The organism is Ensifer sp. ENS09 (assembly GCF_014852425.1).
GTDB lineage: Bacteria > Pseudomonadota > Alphaproteobacteria > Rhizobiales > Rhizobiaceae > Ensifer.
Window position 1 is genome coordinate 284,205 of the sequence record NZ_JACVBP010000004.1, and the last position, 22,664, is coordinate 306,868.

18 protein-coding genes are annotated in these 22,664 nt (G+C 64.8%); 13 read left to right on the forward strand and 5 right to left on the reverse strand.

Features of this window, described 5'->3' with window-relative positions:
• Window positions 1-60 precede the first annotated feature (60 nt).
• From bcsA to IB267_RS21765, 12 genes are all read left to right on the forward strand, one after another.
• Complete coding sequence (gene bcsA / locus IB267_RS21710) at window positions 61-2,238, forward strand: UDP-forming cellulose synthase catalytic subunit (RefSeq protein ID WP_192449523.1); 2,178 nt, start codon at window positions 61-63, stop codon at window positions 2,236-2,238.
• The gene (locus IB267_RS21715; protein WP_192449524.1) at window positions 2,238-4,565 is read left to right on the forward strand and encodes a cellulose biosynthesis cyclic di-GMP-binding regulatory protein BcsB; all 2,328 of its coding nucleotides are present in this window, start codon (window positions 2,238-2,240) and stop codon (window positions 4,563-4,565) included. Before bcsA ends, IB267_RS21715 begins: the two co-directional genes overlap by 1 nt.
• Window positions 4,562-5,611: a glycosyl hydrolase family 8 gene (locus IB267_RS21720; protein ID WP_192449525.1), complete on the forward strand. Its 1,050-nt coding sequence runs from the start codon at window positions 4,562-4,564 to the stop codon at window positions 5,609-5,611. Before IB267_RS21715 ends, IB267_RS21720 begins: the two co-directional genes overlap by 4 nt.
• Complete coding sequence (locus IB267_RS21725; RefSeq protein ID WP_192449526.1) at window positions 5,608-7,791, forward strand: cellulose synthase; 2,184 nt, start codon at window positions 5,608-5,610, stop codon at window positions 7,789-7,791. The genes IB267_RS21720 and IB267_RS21725 overlap by 4 nt, the downstream gene beginning before the upstream one ends.
• A gap of 310 nt (window positions 7,792-8,101) precedes the next feature.
• Complete coding sequence (locus tag IB267_RS21730; RefSeq protein ID WP_192449527.1) at window positions 8,102-9,265, forward strand: isovaleryl-CoA dehydrogenase; 1,164 nt, start codon at window positions 8,102-8,104, stop codon at window positions 9,263-9,265.
• Window positions 9,266-9,306: 41 nt separating this feature from the next.
• The gene (locus tag IB267_RS21735; protein ID WP_192449528.1) at window positions 9,307-10,914 is read left to right on the forward strand and encodes a carboxyl transferase domain-containing protein; all 1,608 of its coding nucleotides are present in this window, start codon (window positions 9,307-9,309) and stop codon (window positions 10,912-10,914) included.
• A 10-nt stretch (window positions 10,915-10,924) separates the two neighbouring features.
• Entirely contained in the window at window positions 10,925-11,308 is a 384-nt protein-coding gene (locus IB267_RS21740) for a RidA family protein (RefSeq protein ID WP_192449529.1), read from the forward strand.
• A gap of 15 nt (window positions 11,309-11,323) precedes the next feature.
• On the forward strand, window positions 11,324-13,312 hold the full coding sequence (locus IB267_RS21745) for an acetyl/propionyl/methylcrotonyl-CoA carboxylase subunit alpha (RefSeq protein WP_192449530.1): 1,989 nt from the start codon (window positions 11,324-11,326) through the stop codon (window positions 13,310-13,312).
• Window positions 13,309-14,175, forward strand: a complete 867-nt coding sequence (locus tag IB267_RS21750) for a hydroxymethylglutaryl-CoA lyase (protein ID WP_192449531.1) — start codon at window positions 13,309-13,311, stop codon at window positions 14,173-14,175. Before IB267_RS21745 ends, IB267_RS21750 begins: the two co-directional genes overlap by 4 nt.
• On the forward strand, window positions 14,175-14,960 hold the full coding sequence (locus IB267_RS21755; RefSeq protein ID WP_192449532.1) for a crotonase/enoyl-CoA hydratase family protein: 786 nt from the start codon (window positions 14,175-14,177) through the stop codon (window positions 14,958-14,960). The genes IB267_RS21750 and IB267_RS21755 overlap by 1 nt, the downstream gene beginning before the upstream one ends.
• 71 nt (window positions 14,961-15,031) lie before the next feature.
• A complete protein-coding gene (locus tag IB267_RS21760; protein ID WP_192449533.1) occupies window positions 15,032-15,403 on the forward strand; it encodes an antitoxin Xre/MbcA/ParS toxin-binding domain-containing protein in 372 nt (123 codons plus the stop codon).
• The gene (locus tag IB267_RS21765; protein WP_192449534.1) at window positions 15,403-15,912 is read left to right on the forward strand and encodes an RES family NAD+ phosphorylase; all 510 of its coding nucleotides are present in this window, start codon (window positions 15,403-15,405) and stop codon (window positions 15,910-15,912) included. Before IB267_RS21760 ends, IB267_RS21765 begins: the two co-directional genes overlap by 1 nt.
• Before the next feature lie 53 nt (window positions 15,913-15,965).
• Here the strand turns inward: IB267_RS21765 and IB267_RS21770 are convergent, their stop codons facing one another.
• The 5 genes from IB267_RS21770 to IB267_RS21790 all read right to left on the reverse strand — a co-directional run bounded on the left by IB267_RS21770 (window position 15,966) and on the right by IB267_RS21790 (window position 21,591).
• Window positions 15,966-17,330, reverse strand: coding sequence for an FAD-binding oxidoreductase (locus IB267_RS21770; RefSeq protein WP_192449535.1), 1,365 nt, complete (start codon window positions 17,328-17,330; stop codon window positions 15,966-15,968).
• 164 nt (window positions 17,331-17,494) lie between these two features.
• Window positions 17,495-18,628: a sulfate/molybdate ABC transporter ATP-binding protein gene (locus IB267_RS21775; RefSeq protein WP_246810784.1), complete on the reverse strand. Its 1,134-nt coding sequence runs from the start codon at window positions 18,626-18,628 to the stop codon at window positions 17,495-17,497.
• A 22-nt stretch (window positions 18,629-18,650) separates the two neighbouring features.
• Window positions 18,651-19,574 (reverse strand): sulfate ABC transporter permease subunit CysW, encoded by a 924-nt coding sequence (gene cysW / locus IB267_RS21780; protein ID WP_192449536.1) that lies wholly within the window; start codon window positions 19,572-19,574, stop codon window positions 18,651-18,653.
• Window positions 19,564-20,424: a sulfate ABC transporter permease subunit CysT gene (cysT, locus tag IB267_RS21785; RefSeq protein ID WP_210335960.1), complete on the reverse strand. Its 861-nt coding sequence runs from the start codon at window positions 20,422-20,424 to the stop codon at window positions 19,564-19,566. The genes cysW and cysT overlap by 11 nt, the downstream gene beginning before the upstream one ends.
• A gap of 129 nt (window positions 20,425-20,553) precedes the next feature.
• On the reverse strand, window positions 20,554-21,591 hold the full coding sequence (locus IB267_RS21790; RefSeq protein ID WP_371742610.1) for a sulfate ABC transporter substrate-binding protein: 1,038 nt from the start codon (window positions 21,589-21,591) through the stop codon (window positions 20,554-20,556).
• 250 nt (window positions 21,592-21,841) lie between these two features.
• On the opposite strand from IB267_RS21790, the gene IB267_RS21795 reads away from it, so the two are divergent.
• The gene (locus IB267_RS21795) at window positions 21,842-22,645 is read left to right on the forward strand and encodes a metalloregulator ArsR/SmtB family transcription factor (RefSeq protein WP_192449539.1); all 804 of its coding nucleotides are present in this window, start codon (window positions 21,842-21,844) and stop codon (window positions 22,643-22,645) included.
• Window positions 22,646-22,664: the final 19 nt, after the last annotated feature.

The following is a 22,664-nucleotide window of genomic DNA, read 5'->3' on the forward strand; positions in this document are numbered from 1 at the left end:
CGGTCGAATATGGGTCGGGCAATACCAGTGGCATGATGCCGAACGCTGGAAGGCAAATGTATGAGCAGGATCGGATCGGTTGCGGCTTGGGCGTTTTTCTCGCTTTGCGTGATGGCGGTCATCACGCTGCCGGTGAACCTCCAGACGCAGCTCATCGTCAGCGTTCTCATTGTCACCTTCATGGCCGTGCTGAAGCTTGCCAATGCCGGCGGCCGCTGGCGGCTCATCGCGCTCGCCTTCGGTACGGCGATCGTGCTGCGCTATGTCTACTGGCGCACGACGAGCACGCTGCCGCCACTCAACCAGCTTGAAAACTTCATTCCGGGCTTCCTGCTCTATCTCGCTGAAATGTACAGCGTGATGATGCTGTCGCTCAGCCTGTTCGTGGTGGCGATGCCGTTGCCGCCGCGCAAAGCGAGCTCGATCTCCCCCGGCAAGTTTCCGAAGGTCGACGTCTTCGTGCCGTCCTACAACGAGGACGCGGGCCTGCTCGCCAATACCTTGGCGGCCGCCAAGGCGATGGATTATCCGGCCGACAAGCTGACGGTCTGGCTGCTCGACGACGGCGGCACGCTGCAGAAGCGCAATTCGGCAAACCTCGTCGAAGCGCAGCGCGCATCCACCCGCAATGCCGAGCTGCAGGCGCTCTGCGACGATCTGGGCGTGCGCTATCTCACGCGCGAGCGCAACGAGCACGCCAAGGCCGGCAACCTCAACAATGGTATGCTGCATTCCGACGGCGAGCTGATCGCGGTCTTCGACGCCGACCACGCGCCGGCGCGCGACTTCCTGCTGGAGACCGTCGGCTATTTCGAGCAGGACCCGAAGCTGTTTCTGGTGCAGACGCCGCACTTCTTCCTTAACCCGGACCCGCTCGAGCGCAACCTGCGCACCTTCGAGAAGATGCCGAGCGAGAACGAGATGTTCTACGGCATCATCCAGCGCGGTCTCGACAAGTGGAATGCCGCCTTCTTCTGCGGCTCGGCCGCCGTTCTGCGCCGCAAGGCGCTGGAGGATACTGAAGGCTTCAGCGGCATGAGCATCACCGAAGACTGCGAAACGGCGCTGGCGCTGCACGGACGCGGGTGGAACAGCATCTATGTCGACCGCCCGCTGATCGCCGGCCTGCAGCCGGCGACCTTCGCCAGCTTCATCGGCCAGCGCAGCCGCTGGGCGCAGGGCATGATGCAGATCCTCATTTTCCGCTTCCCGCTGTTCAAGGGCGGCCTGTCGATCCCGCAGCGGCTTTGCTACATGTCGTCGACGCTGTTCTGGCTGTTCCCGATCCCGCGGACGATTTTCCTTTTCGCACCGCTCTTCTATCTGTTCTTCGACCTTGAAATCTTCACGGCGTCTGGCGGCGAGTTCCTCGCCTATACGCTGGCCTACATGGTCGTGAACCTGATGATGCAGAACTATCTCTACGGCTCGTTCCGCTGGCCCTGGATCTCTGAACTCTACGAGTTCGCCCAGACGGTGCATCTGCTGCCGGCGGTCATCTCGGTGCTGCTGCGGCCGAGCCGGCCGACCTTCAAGGTGACGGCAAAGGATGAATCGATCCTCGAAAGCCGGCTCTCCGAGATCGCCCGGCCGTTCTTCGTCATCTTCGCGGTGCTTTTCGTTGCCCTGCTCATGACGGTCTACCGGGTCTACACCGAACCCTACAAGGCAGACGTGACGCTCGTCGTCGGCGGCTGGAACCTCCTGAACCTGATCATGGCCGGCTGCGTGCTCGGCGTCGTGTCGGAGCGCGGCGAGCGGGCAGCCTCCCGGCGCGTCAAGGTCAGCCGCCGCTGCGAATTCGGGGTCGCCGATAAATGGTATCCGGCAACGATCGAGGATGTCTCGGCGCACGGCGCGCGCGTCCAGGTCTACGGCATCGACGCATCGACGCTGCCGACCGACACCGAGGGCGGGATCCGCTTCGAGCCCTACAGCGGCAGCGGTGTGGCCGAGACGCTGCCTGTCGCGATCCGCAACAAGGAGGTTGCCGGCGATATCACCATCATGGGCTGCCGCTACCTGCCCCAGGTCGCCCGCCATCACAGCCTGGTCGCCGATCTGATCTTTGCCAATTCGAGGCAATGGAGCGAGTTTCAAAGCGCCCGGCGCGGTAATCCGGGACTGGTGCGCGGAACGTTCTGGTTCCTCTGGCTGGCGCTCTATCAGACGAGCCGCGGCATGATCTACTTCCTTCGCAGCCTGCGTGGCTCCGAGGCGCAGAAGGAGGGCGCTTGATGCTCAGGCGCCTCGTTCTCCCAGCCCTCTTGCTTGCGAGCCTTGCAACCGGCGTGTCGGCGCAGCCGTCGCCTTTCGACATGTCCGGCGAGCGCCCGGCGGATGCTCCGATCCTGCAGCCGCCGGCAGACACCGGAAGCAACGCCGGGCCGGCAGAGCCCATCGTCACGCTCAAGCCGCCGGACGACTTCAAGCGCTTCATCATCCCGTTCAGCGCACTGTCGCTGACCGGCGAGGTCGATGAACGCACCTGGTCCGTCTATCTGACGCCGGCGCAGGCGCAATCTGCCGCCTCGCTTAATTTCGCCTATCAGAACGCGATCGTCGTTGCGCCGGAAGCGTCGACACTGTCGATCTTCGTCAACGGCGAGCTGGCGGGCGAAAAGGCGATCGGCTCGGCGGAGGCGGCCACGCCGCTGAGCTACGACCTGAAGCCCGGGCTGCTGCGTGCCGGCTCAAACGACATTCGCGTCAAGGTTCGCCAGCGCCACCGCACGGACTGCACGGTCGAATCGACCTACGAGCTGTGGACCGAGATCGCGCCGGAATCGGCCTTCATCCGCTTTGCCTCCGGCGATAGCGCGACGCTTTCCAGCCTCGACGACGTACGCGCCGTCGGGCTCGATGCGCGCGGCCGGACACAGTTCAACCTGGTCGTTCCCGGCCTCCAGCAGCCGAGCCGAACGGCAGCGCTGATGCGGCTTGCGCAAGGTTTGGCGCTGCGCGGCCAGATGCCCGCCCAGGAGTTCGCCCTCAGCGAGACCATGCCTGAACTCGCAAAACCCGGGCAAATGACTGCGCTCGTCGGCACCGCGGAGGAAGTGGCGCCGTTCCTCGATCGACTGCCGGAAGGTGCGTCGAGCGGCCCTGTCGCCATGTTCGTGCGCGACGGCAAGACGAAGTCGTCGGTGCTGGTTATCAGCGGTCCAGACTGGTCCGCCGTTCAGGAGGCGATCGAGGGGATCACGCAGCCCATGGACCGCCCGAGCAACGTGCCGCGCGACGTCATCGCCACCGGGCGTTGGCAGCTGCCGGAGACGCCGCTGGTCGTGACGAATGCGCGCCTGCGCTTCTCCGAACTCGGGGTGGAGACCAGCGAATTTACGGGCCGGCGCTTTCGCACGCGTTTCTCCGTCGCCGTGCCGTCGGATTTCTATGCCGACGCCTATGGTGACGCGACGCTTCTGCTCGACGCCGCCTATACGGATGCCGTGCTTCCGGGCAGCCACATCGACATCTACATCAACGGCAACATCGCATCGACGATCCCGCTGAATTCGGCCACGGGCGACATTCTGCGCCACCTGCCGATCAAGGTAACGATGCGGCATTTCAAACCCGGCCCGAACCTGATCGAGGTCGAGGCTGTGCTCTCCGCCGAGCCGGACAAGGCCTGCGCGCCGGGAACGCCTGCTTCCAACGATCCGCGCTTCGCGCTCTTCGATACGTCCGAATTGCGGATGCCGGATTTCGCGCGCATCGGCCGCCGGCCGAATATCGCCGCGATTTCGGGCGCCGCCGCCCCCTATCGCAGCGATAGCGCCGCCGTTCCGCTTTTCCTCGATCGCGCCGACGAAGACACGCTGTCGGCCGCCGCGACCTTCCTTGCCCGCCTGGCCGTTGCCGGCGGCAGGCCGCTGCTGCTGGAGGTCATCACATCGCCGCTTGCAGCCGGCAGCCGCAACGCGATCTTCATCGGCGCCATGCCGCAGTTGCCGAAGACGGTGCTGACACAGGTCGGTATCGACCCCGCCAGGCAGATGTCCTGGGGCAATGCGGAGGACACCGGCCGTCCTGACGATACGCAGAAAGCCATCGACGAGTGGCGCACGCGCCTGAGCGGCGGCGCCTGGCGCAACCAGGTCACGGGGTTCCAGACCTGGGTGAAGCAGGAGTTCGACATTTCGCTGAGTTCGCTGCGTATCCTGCCCGAAGCGCAAGCCGCCTATGTTCCGCCGGAAAGCGCCGGCCTGGTGATCGCGCAAGGGGCCAACCCGAGCGACGACGCGACCTGGACGCTGCTGACTGCGCCAACCGGCAAGCGCCTGCGCGAGGGCACGGCGGCGATCGCCGACGTCACGCGCTGGCAGCAGCTTGCCGGACGGGTCTCGGCCTATGAGCCGGCGACGGACAAGATCGAGGCGACGCCGGTCGCCGGCTTCGATTTCGTCCAGACGCAGCCGCCGTCGCTCACCAACTACCGTCTGATCTTTGCCAACTGGCTGTCCAGCAACATCATGGTCTATGCTCTGCTCTTGATCGTGCTGTCGGTGCTTTTGGGGCTGGCGACATCTTCGATGCTGACCCGCCTGGGGCGGCGCCAATGAGGTGGCGGGCCGCGCTTCTCGCCGGATTGTTTGCGCTGCTGCTGCCGATGGCAGCCGGCGCCGACGAACAGGGGGGCTCGGTGAAGGCTGGCGAATGGGATCAGTACAAGGCGCGGTTCCTCGATTCCGGCGGCCGGATCATCGACGACGCCAATGGCAATGTCAGCCATAGCGAGGGTCAGGGCTATGGCCTCCTACTCGCCGTGCTTGCCGAAAACCCGGCCGACTTCGCGCTGATCTGGTCGTTCACGCGCCGCGAGCTGTTGCTGCGGGACGATGGACTGGCGGCCTGGAAGTGGAGTGCCACCGAGACACCGCACATTATCGACATCAACAATGCCACCGACGGCGATATCCTGATCGCCTATGCGCTGGTGCTTGCCGGTGAACGCTGGAAGCGACAAGACTATCTGCAGGCGGCGTCGCGGATCGCCAAGGCTATCCTCGACAACACCCTGCTCGATCATGGCGGGCGAACGCTGCTGTTGCCCGGCGTTACGGGCTTCGGCACGACCGATCGCCCGGATGGCCCGGTGGTCAATCCGTCCTACTGGATCTTCGAGGCTTTTCCCGCACTTGATCGGGTAGCGCCGTCGCCGCGCTGGAAGGCGCTCTCGGATGACGGCCTGGCCTTGCTCAATGCCCTGCAATCAGGCCCGAGAAAACTGCCGGCCGACTGGGTCAGCCTGCGTGCGATGCCGAAGCCAGCCCAGGGCTTTCCCGCCGAGTTCGGCTATAACGCTTTGCGGATCCCGCTCTACCTCGCCCGGGCGGACATGGGTGGCCGCGATCTGATGGCGCGGCTGCGGGCGGGAATGGCCGGCGACAACGACGCATTGGTCCTCAGCGACGCCTCCACGGGGGCGGTTCAAACCAGCCTCACGGACCCCGGTTATCGATTTGTTAACCATATTCTGGCCTGTGTCTTGGACAGGGTTCCGATACCCGACAGCGTCAAGGTGTTCAGCCCGACGCAATATTACCCTTCCACGCTGCACCTGTTGGGGTTGTCTTACGTGAGGGAGAAGCGTCCGGAGTGTCTATGAAGTCCTCAATCGTTGCCATTGCCGCTGTGATGACTACGGCGATCGGGGTTGCCGGACTGACCGATGGCGGCTTCTTGCGCCAGGACAACAAGAAACTCGGCAGCTTGGCCGGCGAGAGCCAGGAGGCGCCCGCCGTCGGCAGCAGCGCCGGCCAGGGCGCGCGCGGTGCCGCGCCGCAATTTACCGAGGTGGCCCAGGCCGACAGGCCGTCAGAGGCAACGCAAAGCGCAAGCAAGCCGCAGCCGGTCGTCGACGAATCGGCGCTTCGCTACTTTGCAGCCAAGGGCGACACGGCGCGCCTGCAGGCGGAAATCTCGCGCCTGCGCTCGCTCTATCCCGACTGGGTTCCGCCCGCCGATCCGCTGGCCGTGCCGCGCAACAACGACGTCGCGCTCGAAACCATGTGGCGGCTTTATTCTGAAGGCCGCTACGCCGAAGTGCGCAAGGCGATCGCCGAGCGTCAGGCGAAGGAGGCTGCCTGGCAGCCGCCGTCGGACCTGCTTGAGCGCCTCAATGTGGCCGAGGCGCGCGCCCGGCTGGTGAACGCCTCCGAGCTCAAGCAGTATGAAACCGTGATTTCGATCGCCGCCAGCACGCCGAGCCTTCTGACCTGCTCGGAAGTCGATGTGCTCTGGCATGTGGCGCAGGCCTTTGCCGAGACCAAGCGGCCGGACCGGGCCCGCGATGCCTATCTCTATGTGCTGAAGAGCTGCGACGACGCGCCGGAACGGCTCGCGACCGTGCAGAAGGCTGCCGCGGTGCTGCCCTACGCGATGCTGCAGGATCTGCTCGCGCTGGAGCGCACCACGCCCGAGGGCGTGCCGGAGTTCGAAAGCATCCGCGACGATCTCGCCCGGCGCTTCGTTGCCGAAGGCGACGGAGACAAGACGCTCGCGGTTGATCCCAAGTATGTCCAGCGCGTCGAAAAGCTGGCGGAAACCGGCGGCACGGCAAGCGACGCCTTGTTGCTCGGCTGGTATCAACTGCGCCGCGACAACATGAGCGCCGCCGAGCAATGGTTCCGGCGCGCCCACGACAAGGAAGATAGCGCTTCGGCCGCGCAGGGCCTGGCGCTGACGCTGATCGCGCGCAAGGCACCGATCGAGGCTGAGGCCGTGCTCTATCCGTGGCGCGATAGCTCGCCCGACGCGCTTGCGACCTATTTCGCGGCGACGGCCAATCTGCTGGCCATCGATCCGCCGGTCGCCCTCGATGCCGCCGTGCTGGCGCGGATCGCGCAGGAAACGACCAAGGCCCGCGAACCGGCGACGGCCCAGCAGTTCGGCTGGTATGCGCGCGCCCTCAACCAGCCGGCAACCGCCGCACAGTGGTTTGCAACGGCGTTGCGCTGGAAGCCGGACGACGAGCCGTCGGCCTATGGCCTCGCACTCAGCCGCGACCAGTTGAACGACAAGGATGGCGTCGTCGAAATCCAGCGTTTGTGGTCGGGCCGCTCCGAACGCATCGCCCGGCTTGGCGAAGTCAAGGAGAAACTCGACGAAGTCAGCCGCGCGCCGCTTCCGACTGCCGAGGTGCAGCAGCGGACGCAACAGCAGTCGGCTGCGCGCACCACCGTCGTCACCGAGGTGGTCGAGCAGCCCGTCGCTCAGAGGCCGCGCATGGGCGGTGTTGTGCAGAAATCGGTGCGCAGCGGCGCCGGTTGCCGCACCACCATCAATCCCGCCGGCATGGCGCCGCAGGCGGCGCTCGCGCGCGGCTGGTGCCTGATGGACCTCAATCGTCCGCTGGAAGCCGCAGAAGCCTTCGAGGTCGCCTTGCAAGCACCTGCGTCGCAGATCCGCGAAGACGCTGCCTATGGCCAGAGCCTGGCCTATCTGCGCGCCGGCCTCACCAACAAGGCGGCGGTGTCGGCGACGAAGTCGACGCAGAGCCGCGGTCGGGTCGACGAGCTGCAGACGGCGATCCTCGCCGACCGCGCGATTGCCGCCTTCAATGCCAATCGCTACCGCGAGGCGATCCTTTTTCTCGATCAGCTTGGGCAGATTTCGCAGCGCCGCCAGGACCTGATGGTGCTGCGCGGCTACGCCTACATGAACCTCAAATACCACGCGGAAGCGCGGCGCATCTTCGAAGCGCTTGCCGCCACCGGCAATCGCGACGCGATGCAGGGTCTTGCGGCCGTCGACGCCAGCCAGGAAATCTGGCCGAACAAGAACTGATCGTCGATCCCGCGACGTCACGGAGCTCCTTGTCGCCATCTCGGGAATGTAACGCCAACCGTCGGACCCGGCGCGAAGGCGCGTCAACCCCTTCGCGCACAGGATGCAATCGGCGGGCGCCTCCGGATTTGCATATCGTGCTTGGCTTTGCCCCTCTTTGGAAGGAAATTAGCGAAACGCGGTGCTATCGTCCGGCCATGTCGCGGCGTTGATATCATTGCATTCGCCGCGATCCGCGTAGAGGATGGAGCGTTATCGTCCGGCCGCTGTGGGAGGAGACCGCACTGGCCGGAACGGTGGAAGGATAGACATGTTTCAGGGCGGCTTGAGCTTCGCGCTTGGCGAGGACATCGACGCGTTGCGCGAGAGCGTGCGGCGCTTCGCAACGGACCGTATTGCACCTTTGGCGGACGAGACCGATCGCAACAACGCCTTTCCGATGCCGCTCTGGCGCGAGATGGGCGAGCTTGGTCTGCTCGGCATTACCGCTGGCGAGGAGCACGGCGGTGCTGCCATGGGTTATCTCGCCCATTGCGTGGCGATGGAAGAGATCAGCCGCGCATCGGCCTCGATCGGCCTCAGCTACGGCGCCCATTCCAATCTCTGCGTCAACCAGATCAACCGCAACGGCAACGACGCCCAGAAGGCGCGTTACCTGCCGAAGCTGATTTCCGGCGAGTATGTCGGTGCGCTGGCGATGTCGGAGCCCGGCGCCGGGTCCGATGTCGTGTCGATGACGCTGAAGGCCGATAAGCGTGGCGACCGCTATGTGCTTAACGGCAACAAGATGTGGATCACCAACGGCCCGGATGCCGACGTGCTCGTCGTCTACGCCAAGACCGATCCGACCGCCGGCCCGCGCGGCATCACCGCATTCCTCGTCGAGAAGGGCTATGCGGGATTTTCGACCGGCCAGAAGCTCGACAAGCTCGGCATGCGCGGCTCCAACACCTGCGAGCTGATCTTCAAGGACTGCGAAGTGCCGGAAGAAAACGTGCTCGGCAGCATCGGCGGCGGCGTGCGCGTGCTGATGTCGGGGCTCGACTATGAGCGCGTCGTGCTGTCGGCCGGGCCGTTGGGCATCATGGCCGCTTGCCTCGATGTGGTCGTCCCCTATCTGCATGAGCGCAAGCAGTTCGGCCAGGCGATCGGCGAGTTCCAGCTGATGCAGGGCAAGCTTGCCGACATGTATGTGACGGCGAATGCGGCGCGCGCCTATGTCTATGCGGTGGCGGCGGCCTGCGACCGCGGCGAGACCACGCGCAAGGATGCGGCTGGCTGCATTCTCTATGCGGCCGAAAGGGCGACGGCGCTGGCGCTCGAAGCGATCCAGGCGCTCGGCGGCAACGGGTATACCAACGACTACCCGGCGGGTCGCCTGCTGCGCGACGCCAAGCTCTACGAGATCGGCGCCGGCACCAGCGAGATCCGCCGCATGCTGATCGGGCGGGAGCTGTTTACCGAGACTCGGTAGCCGCCAACTGAAACGGCCGAACTCGATCGAAAGAGGACTTGATGACCGTTCTGAAATCTCACATTTCTCCGTCCTCCGATACGTTCAAGGCAAACCAGGCGGCCATGGCGGAGGCGATCGCGACTGTCGAAGACGCGGTGAAGGTGGCCGCCGCCGGTGGTGGCGACACGGCGCGCGAACGCCACGTCAGCCGCGGCAAGCTCCTGCCGCGCGATCGCGTCGCCAACCTCATCGACCCGGCGACGCCCTTCCTCGAAGTCGGCATGACGGCGGCGCACGGCATGTATAACGGCGATGCGCCGGCGGCCGGGCTGATCACCGGCATCGGCCGGGTGTCGGGCCGGGAATGCATGATCGTCTGCAACGATCCGACCGTCAAAGGCGGCACTTACTATCCGCTGACGGTGAAGAAGCACCTGCGTGCGCAGGAAATCGCCGCGGAAAACAATCTGCCCTGCATCTACCTCGTCGATTCCGGTGGCGCCAACCTGCCGAACCAGGACGAGGTCTTTCCAGACCGGGACCACTTCGGCCGGATCTTCTATAACCAGGCCAACATGTCGGCTGCCGGCATCCCGCAGATCGCCGTGGTGATGGGCTCGTGCACGGCGGGTGGCGCCTATGTGCCGGCCATGTCGGACGAGACGATCATCGTCGAAGGCCAGGGCACGATCTTTCTCGCCGGGCCGCCGCTCGTGCGCGCCGCGACAGGCGAAGTCGTCTCGGCGGAGGATCTCGGCGGCGCCGATGTGCACACGCGCCTCTCCGGTGTGGCCGATCATCTGGCGCGCGACGACGCTCATGCGCTGGCGCTTGCGCGCCGGGCTGTTTCGGCGCTCAACCGGCATAAGCCTTTGACGGTGGAGCTCGCGACACCGGAGCCGCCGCTCTATGATCCGCAGGAAATCGCCGGCATCGTGCCGTCCGACCTGCGCACGCCCTACGATATCCGCGAGGTGATCGCCCGCACCGTCGACGGTTCTCGCTTCGACGAGTTCAAGGCGCGCTACGGCACGACGCTCGTCTGCGGCTTTGCCCATGTGCACGGCATTCCGGTCGGCATCATCGCCAACAATGGGGTTCTGTTCTCGGAATCGGCGTTGAAGGGCGCGCATTTCGTCGAACTGTGCGCTCAGCGCAAGATCCCGCTCGTCTTCCTGCAGAACATCACCGGCTTCATGGTCGGGCGGAAATACGAAACCGAGGGCATCGCCAAGCATGGAGCCAAGCTGGTGACGGCAGTGGCGACGGCGCGGGTGCCGAAGGTGACCATGCTGGTCGGCGGCTCGTTCGGGGCCGGCAATTACGGCATGTGCGGCCGGGCGTTTTCGCCGCGGTTCCTGTGGACCTGGCCGAACAGCCGCATCTCGGTCATGGGCGGCGAACAGGCGGCCGGCGTGTTGACGACCGTTCGCAGCGAAGCGCTGAAGCGGGCCGGCACGCCCTGGAACGACGAGGACGAGGCGCGTTTCCGCCAGCCCATCCTCGATCTCTTCGAACGCCAGAGCCATCCGCTCTATGCCTCGGCCAGACTTTGGGACGACGGCGTCGTCGATCCGCGCAAGACGCGCGACGTGCTCGGCCTGTCGCTGTCGGCGGCGCTGAATGCGCCGATCGAAGACACGCGCTTCGGCCTCTTCAGGATGTAGGAACACCGCCATGAAACGCGATAACATCAATGCCCCGAACGCACCGCAGCCGCGCGGCGGCTATTCGCAAGCCGTTCGCCTGGAGAATTTCGAACGTCTGCTCTTCGTAAGCGGGCAGGTGCCGCTGACGCCTGAAGACGCGCTGCCGGAGGGTTTTGAGGCGCAGGCGCGCCAGGTCTGGGCCAATATCGACGCGCAACTGGCCGCGGCGGGCATGACCAAGGCCGATATCGTCAAAGTAACGGTGCTGCTTGCCGACCGCCAATATGCCATGGCCAACCGCGCGGCCCGTGCCGAATATCTCGGTCCGCTCGCGCCGGCGATGACGGTTGCGATCGCCGGCATCTTCGATGCCGGCTGGTTGCTCGAAATCGATGTGATTGCAGCGCAATAGGGCCAGGAGATGCCGATGTTTTCCAAACTCCTGATCGCCAATCGCGGTGAGATCGCCTGCCGGGTGATGCGCACCGCCAAGCGTCTCGGCATCCGCACGATCGCCGTCTATTCCGATGCCGATGTCGGCGCGCTGCATGTGGCGCTCGCCGACGAGGCGATCCGCATCGGCCCGGCGCCGGCGCTCGACAGCTATCTTGTGGCTGAACGCATCATCGCGGCAGCGCACTCCGTCGGCGCGGACGCCATTCATCCCGGCTATGGCTTCCTGTCGGAGAACGCCGACTTTGCCGAAGCCGTCGAGGCGGCTGGCATCACCTTCGTCGGGCCTTCGGCACAGGCCATTCGCGCCATGGGGCTGAAGGACGCCGCCAAGGCGCTGATGGAGCAATCCGGCGTGCCCGTGGTTCCTGGCTATCACGGCGAGACGCAGGAGCCGGATTTCTTAGCCGGGGAAGTGGCGAACATCGGCTATCCCGTGCTGATCAAGGCGCGCGCCGGCGGCGGCGGCAAGGGCATGCGGCGGGTCGACAGCGCCGCCGATTTTCCAGCAGCACTCGAAGCGGCGCGTCGCGAGGCGGAAGCAGCCTTCGGTGACGGCGCGGTGCTGATCGAGAAATATCTGACGAAGCCGCGGCATATCGAGGTGCAGGTCTTCGGTGATCGACACGGCAACATCCTGCATCTTTACGAGCGCGACTGCTCGCTGCAGCGCCGCCACCAGAAGGTGATCGAGGAAGCGCCAGCGCCGGGCATGACCGCGGAAGTGCGGCGCGCCATGGGTGACGCGGCCGTTCGCGCGGCGCAGGCGATCGGCTATGTCGGCGCGGGCACCGTTGAGTTCATCGCCGACGTGACCGACGGGCTCTGGCCCGACCAGTTCTATTTCATGGAAATGAACACCCGGCTGCAGGTGGAGCATCCGGTCACTGAGGCGATCACCGGCATCGACCTCGTCGAGTGGCAGCTGCGCGCTGCTGCCGGCGAAGCACTGCCGAAACGCCAAAGCGAGATCGCCATCGACGGCTGGGCCTTCGAGGCCCGCATCTATGCGGAAGATCCGTCGCGCGGCTTCCTGCCGGCGACCGGGCAGCTCACGACCTTGAGCTTTCCGGAGGAGGGCGTCCGTGTCGATGCCGGTGTCCGGCAGGGAGACAGGATCACGCCGTTCTACGATCCGCTAATCGCCAAGCTGATCGTGCACGGGTCCAATCGCTCGGCAGCCCTTGCAAAGCTCGAAAATGCGCTCAGGGCTTGCCGCATCGGTGGGACGGTCACCAATCTCGATTTTCTGGCCCGCCTCGCGGCCGAACCGGATTTTCGTGCCGGACATCCCGATACCGGCCTGATCGACCGTTCGATCGATCGGCTTTCGGCGTCGCCGGTGCCGAACGATGCGGCCCTGGCGCTTGCAGCCATCATTTCGACCGGCGCCTTACAGCCGGACGGATCGGCCGATCCCTGGTCTTCGCTCGGCCACTGGCAGATCTGGGGTGACGCCAACCGCAACATCGCGATCGAGCACCTGGGCGGACGGACGACCGTGGCGCTGGCTGCGCGTGGCCGGGATCAGTTCGCCGTTCACACCGGGACGGCTGCGTTGCCGGTCGTGATCCTCAATCGCTCGGCCGATGGCGCCCGTGCGGAAATCGCCGGTGCGCAGCAGGAGTTCCGCTTCCTGCGCGAAGGCGAGCAGATCACTCTGTTCCTGAATGGCGAGACCTATGTGCTTCGCTTGCCGGACGCGCTTGGTGCGGGCCATTCCAGCGAGGTCGCCGACGACGCGGTGTCGGCGCCGATGCCCGGCATCGTCAAGCTGATCCGGGTCCGCCCCGGTGATGCCGTCGAGAAGGGCCAGGCGCTTGCCGTCATGGAAGCGATGAAGATGGAACTCACGCTGTCGGCCTCGCGGGCTGGCGTGGTCGAGAACGTGCTGGTCAGCGAAGGCGAGCAGGTGACCGCCGGCGCCGTGCTGGTGATGCTCCAGCCGGAGAGCGCGGAATGAGCGGAGCGGCGGCGCGGCATGTGACGATCGTCGAGATGGCGCCACGCGACGGGCTGCAGAACGAAAGCACGCTGGTCCCAACGACCGACAAGATCCGCCTCGTCGATATGCTTTCGGACTGCGGCTACGAGCGGATCGAGGTGACGAGCTTCGTCAGCCCGAAATGGGTGCCGCAGATGGCCGACGCTGCCGAGGTGATGGCTGGAATCCGCCGGCGCCCGGGCACCCGCTATGCGGTGCTGACGCCCAACATGCGCGGTCTTGAAGCCGCGCTTGATGCAGGCGCCGACGAGGTGGCGATCTTCGCGTCGGCTTCCGAGACGTTCTCGCAAAAAAACATCAATTGCTCGATTGCCGAAAGCATCGAGCGCTTCCGACCGGTTGCCGAACTGTGCCGGGAAAAGGGGCTTCTTCTGCGCGGCTATGTCAGTTGCATCGTCGAATGCCCCTATGAGGGTGCGATAGCACCGGCCAGTGCTGCCCGCGTTGCCGGTCTGCTCGACGAGCTCGGCTGCTACGAGATCAGCCTCGGCGACACCATTGGCCGCGGTACACCAGAGGCCGTGGATGCGATGCTGGCCGCGGTGCTGGAACGCATTCCGGCCAACAGGCTCGCCGGGCATTTTCACGACACATCCTGCCGCGCGCTCGATAACATTGCCGTGGCGCTCGACCGTGGCCTCAGGGTCTTCGACGCTTCGGCGGGCGGCCTCGGCGGCTGCCCCTATGCGCCGGGTGCTGCCGGCAATGTCGATACGCTCGCCGTCAACGCCTTCGTCACGGGCAAGGGCTTTTCGACCGGGCTGGACGTAGCAAAGCTCGAACAGGCGGCCGCCTTCGCGCGCACCTTGAGGACGGGATAATGACCTTCGAGACGATCCGGATCGAAACCGATGCGCGCGGCGTCGCGCGACTGGCGCTGGCATTGCCGCAGAAGCACAACGCGCTTTCGTCGCGGATGATCGGCGAACTGACCGAGGCGGCAGAACAGCTTTCGGCCGACCGTTCGGTCCGCGTCGTTGTCCTTGAGGGTGAAGGCCGCAGCTTCTGCGCCGGCGGCGATCTTGGCTGGATGCGCGAACAGTTTGATGCAGATAGGGCGACCCGCATTGCCGAGGCGACTCGGCTGGCGATGATGTTCAAGGCGCTGAACGAGATCGCAAAACCCGTGATCGGCCGCCTGCATGGCAATGCCTTTGGCGGCGGCGTTGGGCTGATGAGCATCTGCGATGCGGCGGTTGCCTCGGCCGACGCAAAGTTTGGTCTGACCGAAACGCGCCTCGGCCTGATCCCGGCAACCATCAGTCCCTATGTCGTTGCCCGCATCGGAGAGGGCAAGGCGCGGCCACTGTTCATGTCCGCCCGGCTATTCGGTGCGGAGGAGGCGCGCGCCTTGGGGCTCACCACCACCGTTGTTGCCGCCGACGCGCTGGACGCGGCGATTGAAGCTGAAATCGAGCCCTATCTGGCGGTCGCGCCGGAAGCCACCGGCCGGGCCAAACGGCTGGCCCGCTCACTTGGCGCCCCGATCACCGAAGAGACCATTGCCGCGACGATCGAACAGCTTGCCGATTGCTGGGAATCCGATGAGGCGCGTGAGGGCGTCGGCGCCTTCTTCGACAAGCGCGAGCCCACCTGGCGGCAATAGGCTTCCTTGATTTGGGCGTGTTTTGATCTTACTTTGATGATACGATGATCAAAATAAGCGCGGATCATGCCATGGCTGCCGTCGGTCTCAATATCTCCACCGCTCATTACGGCGAAAACCACTCGTCCTTCCTGTCCGCTCGGCTGGTCGCCGAACGCCTCGGTGTCACGCTTGCGGAACTGGCAAAGCTGATCGGTGTCGCACGCAACACGCTGACGGCGAAGTCGAGTGCCCGCAAGGTCGATGCGGCCTTGAGCGGCATTGTTCGTATCCTCGCCATGGCCGGCGAAATGGCGGGCGACGACAGTCGCGCCGTCATCTGGTTCAAGCACCAGCCGATCCCAGGCTGGGCCGGCAAGACCGCCTATGACCTCGTCGGCGAGGGCAAGGTCGACAAGGTGCTCGCTTATCTCGAAGCCGTGCGCTCCGGTGTCTACGCCTGATGGCGATTGGTGAACCGGTGCGCCTGTGGCGCGCCTATGTGCCGCGCTGGGCGCATGCGCCGCTTTCGGGCGAAGGAGCAGGGCGGTATGGTGGGCGGTGGAATCCCGTGGGAACGCCGACGATCTATGCCGCCCGCGAACTCTCGACCGCCTGGGCCGAATACAATCAGGGTTTCGTCCAGCACCCTGCGCTGATCGCCCAGCTTGAACTGCGCTTTTCCCGCCTTGCGGATCTGACGGCGCCGGAGATCCTTTCCGACCTTGGTCTCTCCGAAGATATCCACCAATCCGAATGGCGCGATGCGCTCGATCGCGGCCTCGTGCCGGAAACGCATCGCCTGCAACAAGCGCTGAGCGACCGAGGCTTCGACGGCCTGATCTATCCGTCCTTCATGTCACCCGGCGGCACCTGCGTCGCGCTCTGGCGCTGGAACGCAGGCGAGGGGGCCGAGTTGAAGGTGATTGATCCCGATGGGCGCCTGCCGAAAAATCCGGCCTCCTGGCTCTGAACCCACTTGTTGGAAGGGTTGTTTCCGGGATTGGTCCTTCTAAAGTCGTGGTCTCAGATCACCTTGCCCGGATTGAGGATGCCGTTCGGATCGAGCGCCTGCTTGATCCGCCGCATGAGTTCGATTTCGGCGGCGCTGCGCGAATGGTCGAGGAAATCGCGCTTTAGCGCGCCGATGCCATGTTCGGCCGAGATTGACCCTTTGTAGCGCCGGACGATTTCATAGACGACGCCGTCGACGATATGCGGGGTGTCCGCGTCGCCGTTCGGTTCCGAGAAGGCGATGTGCAGGTTGCTGTCGGCGACATGGCCGAAGAAGGAGACATGGGCCGCCGGGAACCGGGCGGATAGAGCCTCGCCGCATTCCGCGGCGAAACGACCGATGTCGCCGATCGGCAGGCTGACGTCGAGGTTGACGAGATCAGGCAACTGGCTGTCCATCGCATGGCCTTCGCGCACGCTCCAGAAAGAACGGCTTTCCTTCTCCGACTGGGCGATCAGCGCATCGGCAATAATCCCGTCTTCGAGCGCTTCGCCGAGAAAGGCCTCGAAGCCGTCGCGCTCTGGGGCGTCACCGAGCAGATCCTGCTCGACGATCACCGCGAAGGCCGGGACTTCTTCAAAGAGCTTCAGCTTCTCTGCTTCGGCATTGAAGCGGAAGTAGTTTTCCCACATCGCCTCGAAAGCCGAGAGGCCGGGCAGGCGGCGTTGGCAGCGGGCGAGGAAGGCGACGACGTTGTCGTAACCGTCGAGCGCACAGAGTGCCGTCAGCCGGCCGACGGGCAAGGGCCGCAGCCGCAGGACCGCGCGGGTGATCACGCCGAGCGTTCCCTCTGAGCCGATAAAGAATTGCCGGAGGTCGTAACCGGTGTTGTTCTTGATCATCTTGTTGAGCGACGAGATGATCGTGCCGTCGGCAAGCACCGTTTCGAGACCGAGGACGTTGTCGCGCGTCACACCATAGCGCAGCACCCGGATGCCGCCGGCATTGGTGGCGAGGTTGCCGCCAATCTGGCAGGAGCCACGGGCGCCAAGATCGATGGGCAGCAAGAAACCGGCGTCTTCGGCGGCGCGCTGAGCTACCTCGAGCGGCGTGCCGGCCCGCACGGTCATGGTTCCGGCTTGGGGGTCGATCTCTTCGATGCCGGTATATCGCTCGAGCGAAATCACCACAGCGTCACTGTCGGCATTGGCGCCGCCGGCAAGCCCGGTCAGGCCGCCCTGAACGACGACCGCTTGGCGGTTGTCGTTGCAGAGCCGCAGGGCCGTGGCGATCTCTTCGCTGCTTGTCGGGCGGATCACGGCTTGCGGCAGCTCACGGCCGGTCAGGCTGGCGTCGCTGCGATGGCGTTCGCCGATTTGGGTGCCGGTGAGCACGATGTCGCCGAGGGCTTGTTTCAGGTCGTCGACGATCGTCATGCGCTTCTCCCGATTCCGCAGCCATTGTCGGCAGCGGCGTCCTTGCTTATCGCATCCCGAGGCAAACCGATATCCGCGCGGCGACGTTCCACCCGTCGTTTGCCGGCGCGCATGCGCGCCTGGCACGACGAGACAGGCGAAACTGGGCCGGGGAACGGGACCGATCAGCTGCCGGTGCGCGCCAGCTCGAAGGGTTCGGTGGTCTCCACTTCGGTCGGCGCCTCCGGTGCTGCCAGCGTTGTGGCGGTCTTGGGCTGTTCCTCCCTGAACAGCTTCCACTTTGTCGGCCGGAAGGCGATGCGGCTGTGGTCGCCGGCGGCGGCACGTTCGGGGGAGAGTTCGATCTCGACATGCGGATGGTTGCGGCCAAGGTCGAGTTCGAGATGGCGGGTGCCGGCAACGCGGCGGCTGGCGGCAACCAGACCGGCAAGGCAGCCGCCACAGCCGTCGATCAGCTCGATGTCGTGCGGGCGGAAGTGCAGTTTTGCCGGGCCGTCGGCTTCGGACGGCGCGCGCAAGCCGATCGGCCGGTCCTCGAACCAGATCTCGCCGTTCTGGAGTGTCACCGACAGGCAGTTCGACTGGCCGATGAAGCCGTAGACGAAGGGCGAGACCGGATGGTCGTAGATCTCGTCGGGCGTGCCGACCTGTTCAATCACGCCCTTGCTCATGACGACGACGCGGTCGGCCAGCTCCAGCGCCTCGTCCTGGTCGTGGGTGACGAAGATGGTGGTGTGGCCGGTGCGGTCATGGATGTCCCTGAGCCACTTGCGTAGCTCTTTTCTCACCTGCGCATCGAGCGCGCCAAAGGGTTCGTCGAGCAGAAGCACGTTGGGTTCGACCGCCATGGCGCGGGCAAGCGCCACGCGCTGGCGCTGGCCGCCCGACAGCTGGGCCGGATAGCGCTTGTCGAGACCGGAGAGCTGCACGAGGTCGAGCAGATCGAGGGCGCGCTTGCGGATCTCGGCGGCCGGCGGTCGGCGGTTGGCCGGACGCACCTTGAGGCCGAAGGCGACGTTGTCGAGCACGGTCATGTGGCGGAACAGGGCATAGTGCTGGAAGACGAAACCGATGTTGCGCTCCTGCACGGTCTTTTGCGAGGCATCCTCGTCGCCGAAGAAGATCGTGCCTTCGGTCGGGCTTTCGAGACCGGCGACGAGCCTGAGCAGCGTCGTCTTGCCGGAGCCGGAGGGGCCGAGCAGCGCGATCAGCTCGCCGGAGCGGATATTAAGCGAGACGTCGTCGAGCGCCGGGAAGCGGCCGAATTCCTTGCGGATGTTGTGAACGCGCACGTCCATGGCGATACCTTTCGAATGCTGGTCAGTGTCTGCGGCTGGCGGCGATCTCGGCGCTGTAGCGGATCTCCAGCGCCGTCTTCAAAATCAGGGTGATCAGCGCCAGCAGCGCCAGCAACGCCGCCACCGCGAAGGCGGCGACGAAGTTGTATTCATTATAGAGGATTTCCACCTGCAACGGCATGGTGTTGGTCTCGCCGCGGATATGGCCCGACACCACCGAGACGGCGCCGAACTCGCCCATGGCGCGGGCGTTGCATAAGAGCACGCCGTAAAGCAGCCCCCATTTGATGTTGGGCAGCGTCACATGCCAGAAGGTCTGCCAGCCGGATGCTCCCAAGGAAAGCGCTGCTTCCTCGTCGCTCGATCCCTGTTCCTGCATCAGCGGGATCAGCTCGCGGGCGACGAAGGGGAAGGTGACGAAGACGGTGGCGAGCACCAGGCCGGGCACGGCAAACAGGATCTGGATGCCGTGGCTCTGCAGCCAGGGGCCAAGCAGGCTGTGCGAGCCGAACAGAAGCACGAAGACGAGGCCGGAGATAACCGGCGAGACCGAGAACGGCAGGTCGATCAGCGTCGTCAGGAACGCCTTGCCCTTGAACTCGAACTTGGCGATCGCCCAGGCGGCGGCGACGCCGAAGACGAGGTTGAGCGGCACGGCGATGGCGGCAACGATCAGCGTCAGGCGGATGGCGGAAAACGTCTCGGCATCGCCAAGCGCCAGCACGAATTCGGTCACGCCCTTGCGCAGCGCTTCGGTAAAGACGGCGGCGAGCGGCAGAAGCAGAAACAGCGCGACGAAGGCAAGGGCTGCGATCGTCAGCGTCAGCCTTGCAAAGCGGCTTTCGGAGGTGGCGGCGGCCAGTTCCGGCAGCGCCGGCTTCGGACCGGAGGCCGGACTGAGACCGGGACTGGCGGTGAGGCCGGCTGCGGTCAGATCATGCGACATAGACATATCTCCGCCGGCTCCAGGCCTGGATCGAGTTGATGAGGAGCAGCATGGCGAACGAGATCGCCAGCATCACAGCGGCAATCGCAGTCGCAGCCGCATAGTTGAATTCTTCCAGCCTTATGACGATCAGGAGGGGCGCGATCTCGGAGACGTAAGGCAGGTTGCCGGCGATGAAGATCACCGAGCCGTATTCGCCGACACCACGGGCAAAGGCGAGCGCAAAGCCGGTGAGGCCGGCCGGTAGCAACCCCGGCAGAAGCACCCGGCTGATCGTCTGGAAGCGGCTGGCGCCAAGGGTGGCTGCCGCTTCCTCCACCTCCTTGTCGATCTCTTCCATGATCGGCTGCACGGTCCTGACGACGAAAGGCAGGCCGACGAAGATCAGCGCGATGACGATGCCGGCGGGGGTGAAGGCGATCTTCAGCCCAAGCGGTTCCAGGAACTGGCCGATCCAGCCGTTCGGGGCATAGAGCGTCGTCAGCGCAATGCCGGCAACCGCGGTCGGCAGGGCAAAGGGCAGGTCGACCATGGCGTCGATCACCCGCTTGCCGGGAAAGCGATAACGCACCAGCACCCAGGCGAGGATGACACCGAAGACGAGGTTGATGATCGCCGCGATGAAGGCCGTGCCGAAGGATATCTTCAAGGCATTGAGCGTGCGCGGATCGAGCGCCAGCTCGAAGAACTTGGACCAGCCGAGCCCGCTGGCGCGGAACACCAGGCCCGACAACGGGATCAACACGATCAGAACCAGCCAGCTCAGCGTGATCCCGAGCGACAATCCAAATCCAGGCAAAACACTCGGCTGGCGAAATCGCCAGGGTGCAGTCTTCGTCGCATCCGTCAATGGCACTACCTTTGCAGTCTTTACGCGGCACGATGAAACGCGCTTCGCTTCGAGGCCCGCATTGGAGGGGCTGCCCAGGGCGAAGCAAGACGCGCAACCGGGCTTGCCGGCTGCGCGCGCTGTTCGGGTTTATTGGCCCGGCTTGTAGAGCTGGTCGAAGACGCCACCTTCGCCGAAGAACTTCGGCTGGGCTTCCTTCCAGCCACCAAAGTCCTCAATGGTGACGAGCTTCAGCTCGCCGAACCGCTTGATATCAGCCGGATCGGCGGCCGCCGGCTTGAACGGCCGGTAGTAGTGCTTGGCGGCGATCTTCTGGCCGGTATCGCTGTAGAGGTAGCCGAGATAGGCTTCCGCCACCTTGCGGGTGCCCTTGGCATCGACGTTGCCGTCGACGAGGGCCACCGGCGGTTCGGCCTTGATCGAGATCGACGGCGTGACGATCTCGAACTTGTCGGGGCCGAGTTCCTCGAGCGACAGATAGGCTTCATTTTCCCAGGCGAGCAGGACGTCGCCGAGGCCACGCTGGACGAAAGTCGTCGTCGCGCCGCGCGCACCGGTATCGAGCACCGGCACGTGCTTGAAGAGATCGGTCACATATTCCAGCGCCTTGGCATCGTCACCGCCATTGGCGGCCCGGCCATAGGCCCAGGCGGCGAGGAAGTTCCAGCGGGCACCGCCCGAGGTCTTCGGGTTCGGCGTGATCACCTGGATATCGGGCTTGACCAGATCGCCCCAGTCCTTGATGCCCTTGGGGTTGCCCTTGCGCACGAGGAACACGATCGTCGAGGTATAGGGCGCACTGTTGTTTTCGAACTTCGACTTCCAGTCCGCCGGGATCTTGCCGGTTTCCTTCGCGATTGCGTCGATATCCGCTTCGAGCGCCAGGGTCACGACGTCGGCCTGCAGCCCGTCGATCACCGAGCGGGCCTGCTTGCCCGAGCCGCCGTGCGACGTCTGGATCGTTACGGTTTCGCCGGTATCTGCCTTCCACTTTTCGGCGAAGGCAGCATTGAAGTCCTTATAAAGTTCACGTGTCGGATCATAGGACACGTTCAAGATCGTCGTGTCGGCAAACGCGACACTCGCAGCTCCCAGCTGCAGGCCTCCGAGCACGATTGCCAGTCCCACCATTCCGGTAATTCGTCCAAAGACCATTTCGACCTCCATTGGTTACCAGATAAAACTATCAATTTTGTCGACTGCTACAACGTAAACCGATGATGCCAGAGGCAGCTATGGGGAAATGTCCTATCGTTTTGTCGGGCTTTTCGGGAACGGTTTGCCCGCAACCACGCCGGCGGCGGTGCCAACCATCGACAGATAACATGGGAAGCGCGCAGCGGCTGTCCAGTCGAATACCGTGTCGGGCATAAATATTCCTTGACAAGAATATTCCCAATGAAGAATATTTTTGCCTATGGAAAAGATCGTATCAGCCCTCGCAGACAGCGCCCGGTGGCGGATTCTGGAGCTCCTTGCCGAGCGCCCCCGGTCCGTCGGTGAACTTGCGGAACTGACGGGGCTTCGCCAACCGCAAACGACCAAACACCTCCAGACACTGGCGAATGCCGGCCTCGTGACGGTGTTCCCCCTCGGTCAGCGTCGCGTCTACACGATGGAGCCTGCACCCCTGGCAGAAATCGGAGCGCGCCTTCGCCTGCTGATCGAAACGGCGCAAGCAAACAGTGGTGAGCGCGATGTGGTCGCCCGCTATCAGGCGGCCATCGAAGCGGACGCCGCCAAGGCGGACCGGGACCGCTGGGCGGACGGGCGTAGCTTCCTGTTCGAGCGGACCTTGCAGGCACCGCGCAACCTCGTCTGGCGACATTTTACCGATTCTGCGCTGCTCGCATCCTGGTGGGCGCCTCCGTCGCTGACGGTGTCCGAATGCGTCCTCGAGCCGCGGTCGGGCGGCCGGGCGGTTCTCGAATACAGGGATGCCGAGGGGCGCTATCGCTCGGAAGGCCGCGTTCATGCGGCGGACGAGCCCGAACGCCTCGTCTTCGACCTGTCGGTGCTCGACGGGGCTGGCACCATTTCCTTTACCGGCCACTACCACATCGAGCTGAAGGAAGCGGAAGGGGGCACTGCGCTCGGCCTTCGCCTCCACATCAGCGAGACCACCGCCGAGGCCCTGCCCTACATTGCCGGCATCGAAACCGGCTGGCGGCAGGTGCTCGACAATCTCACCCAGGCGGTCAACGCCGCAATGCGCGCGTAGGGCGCCGTGGAACGCAACA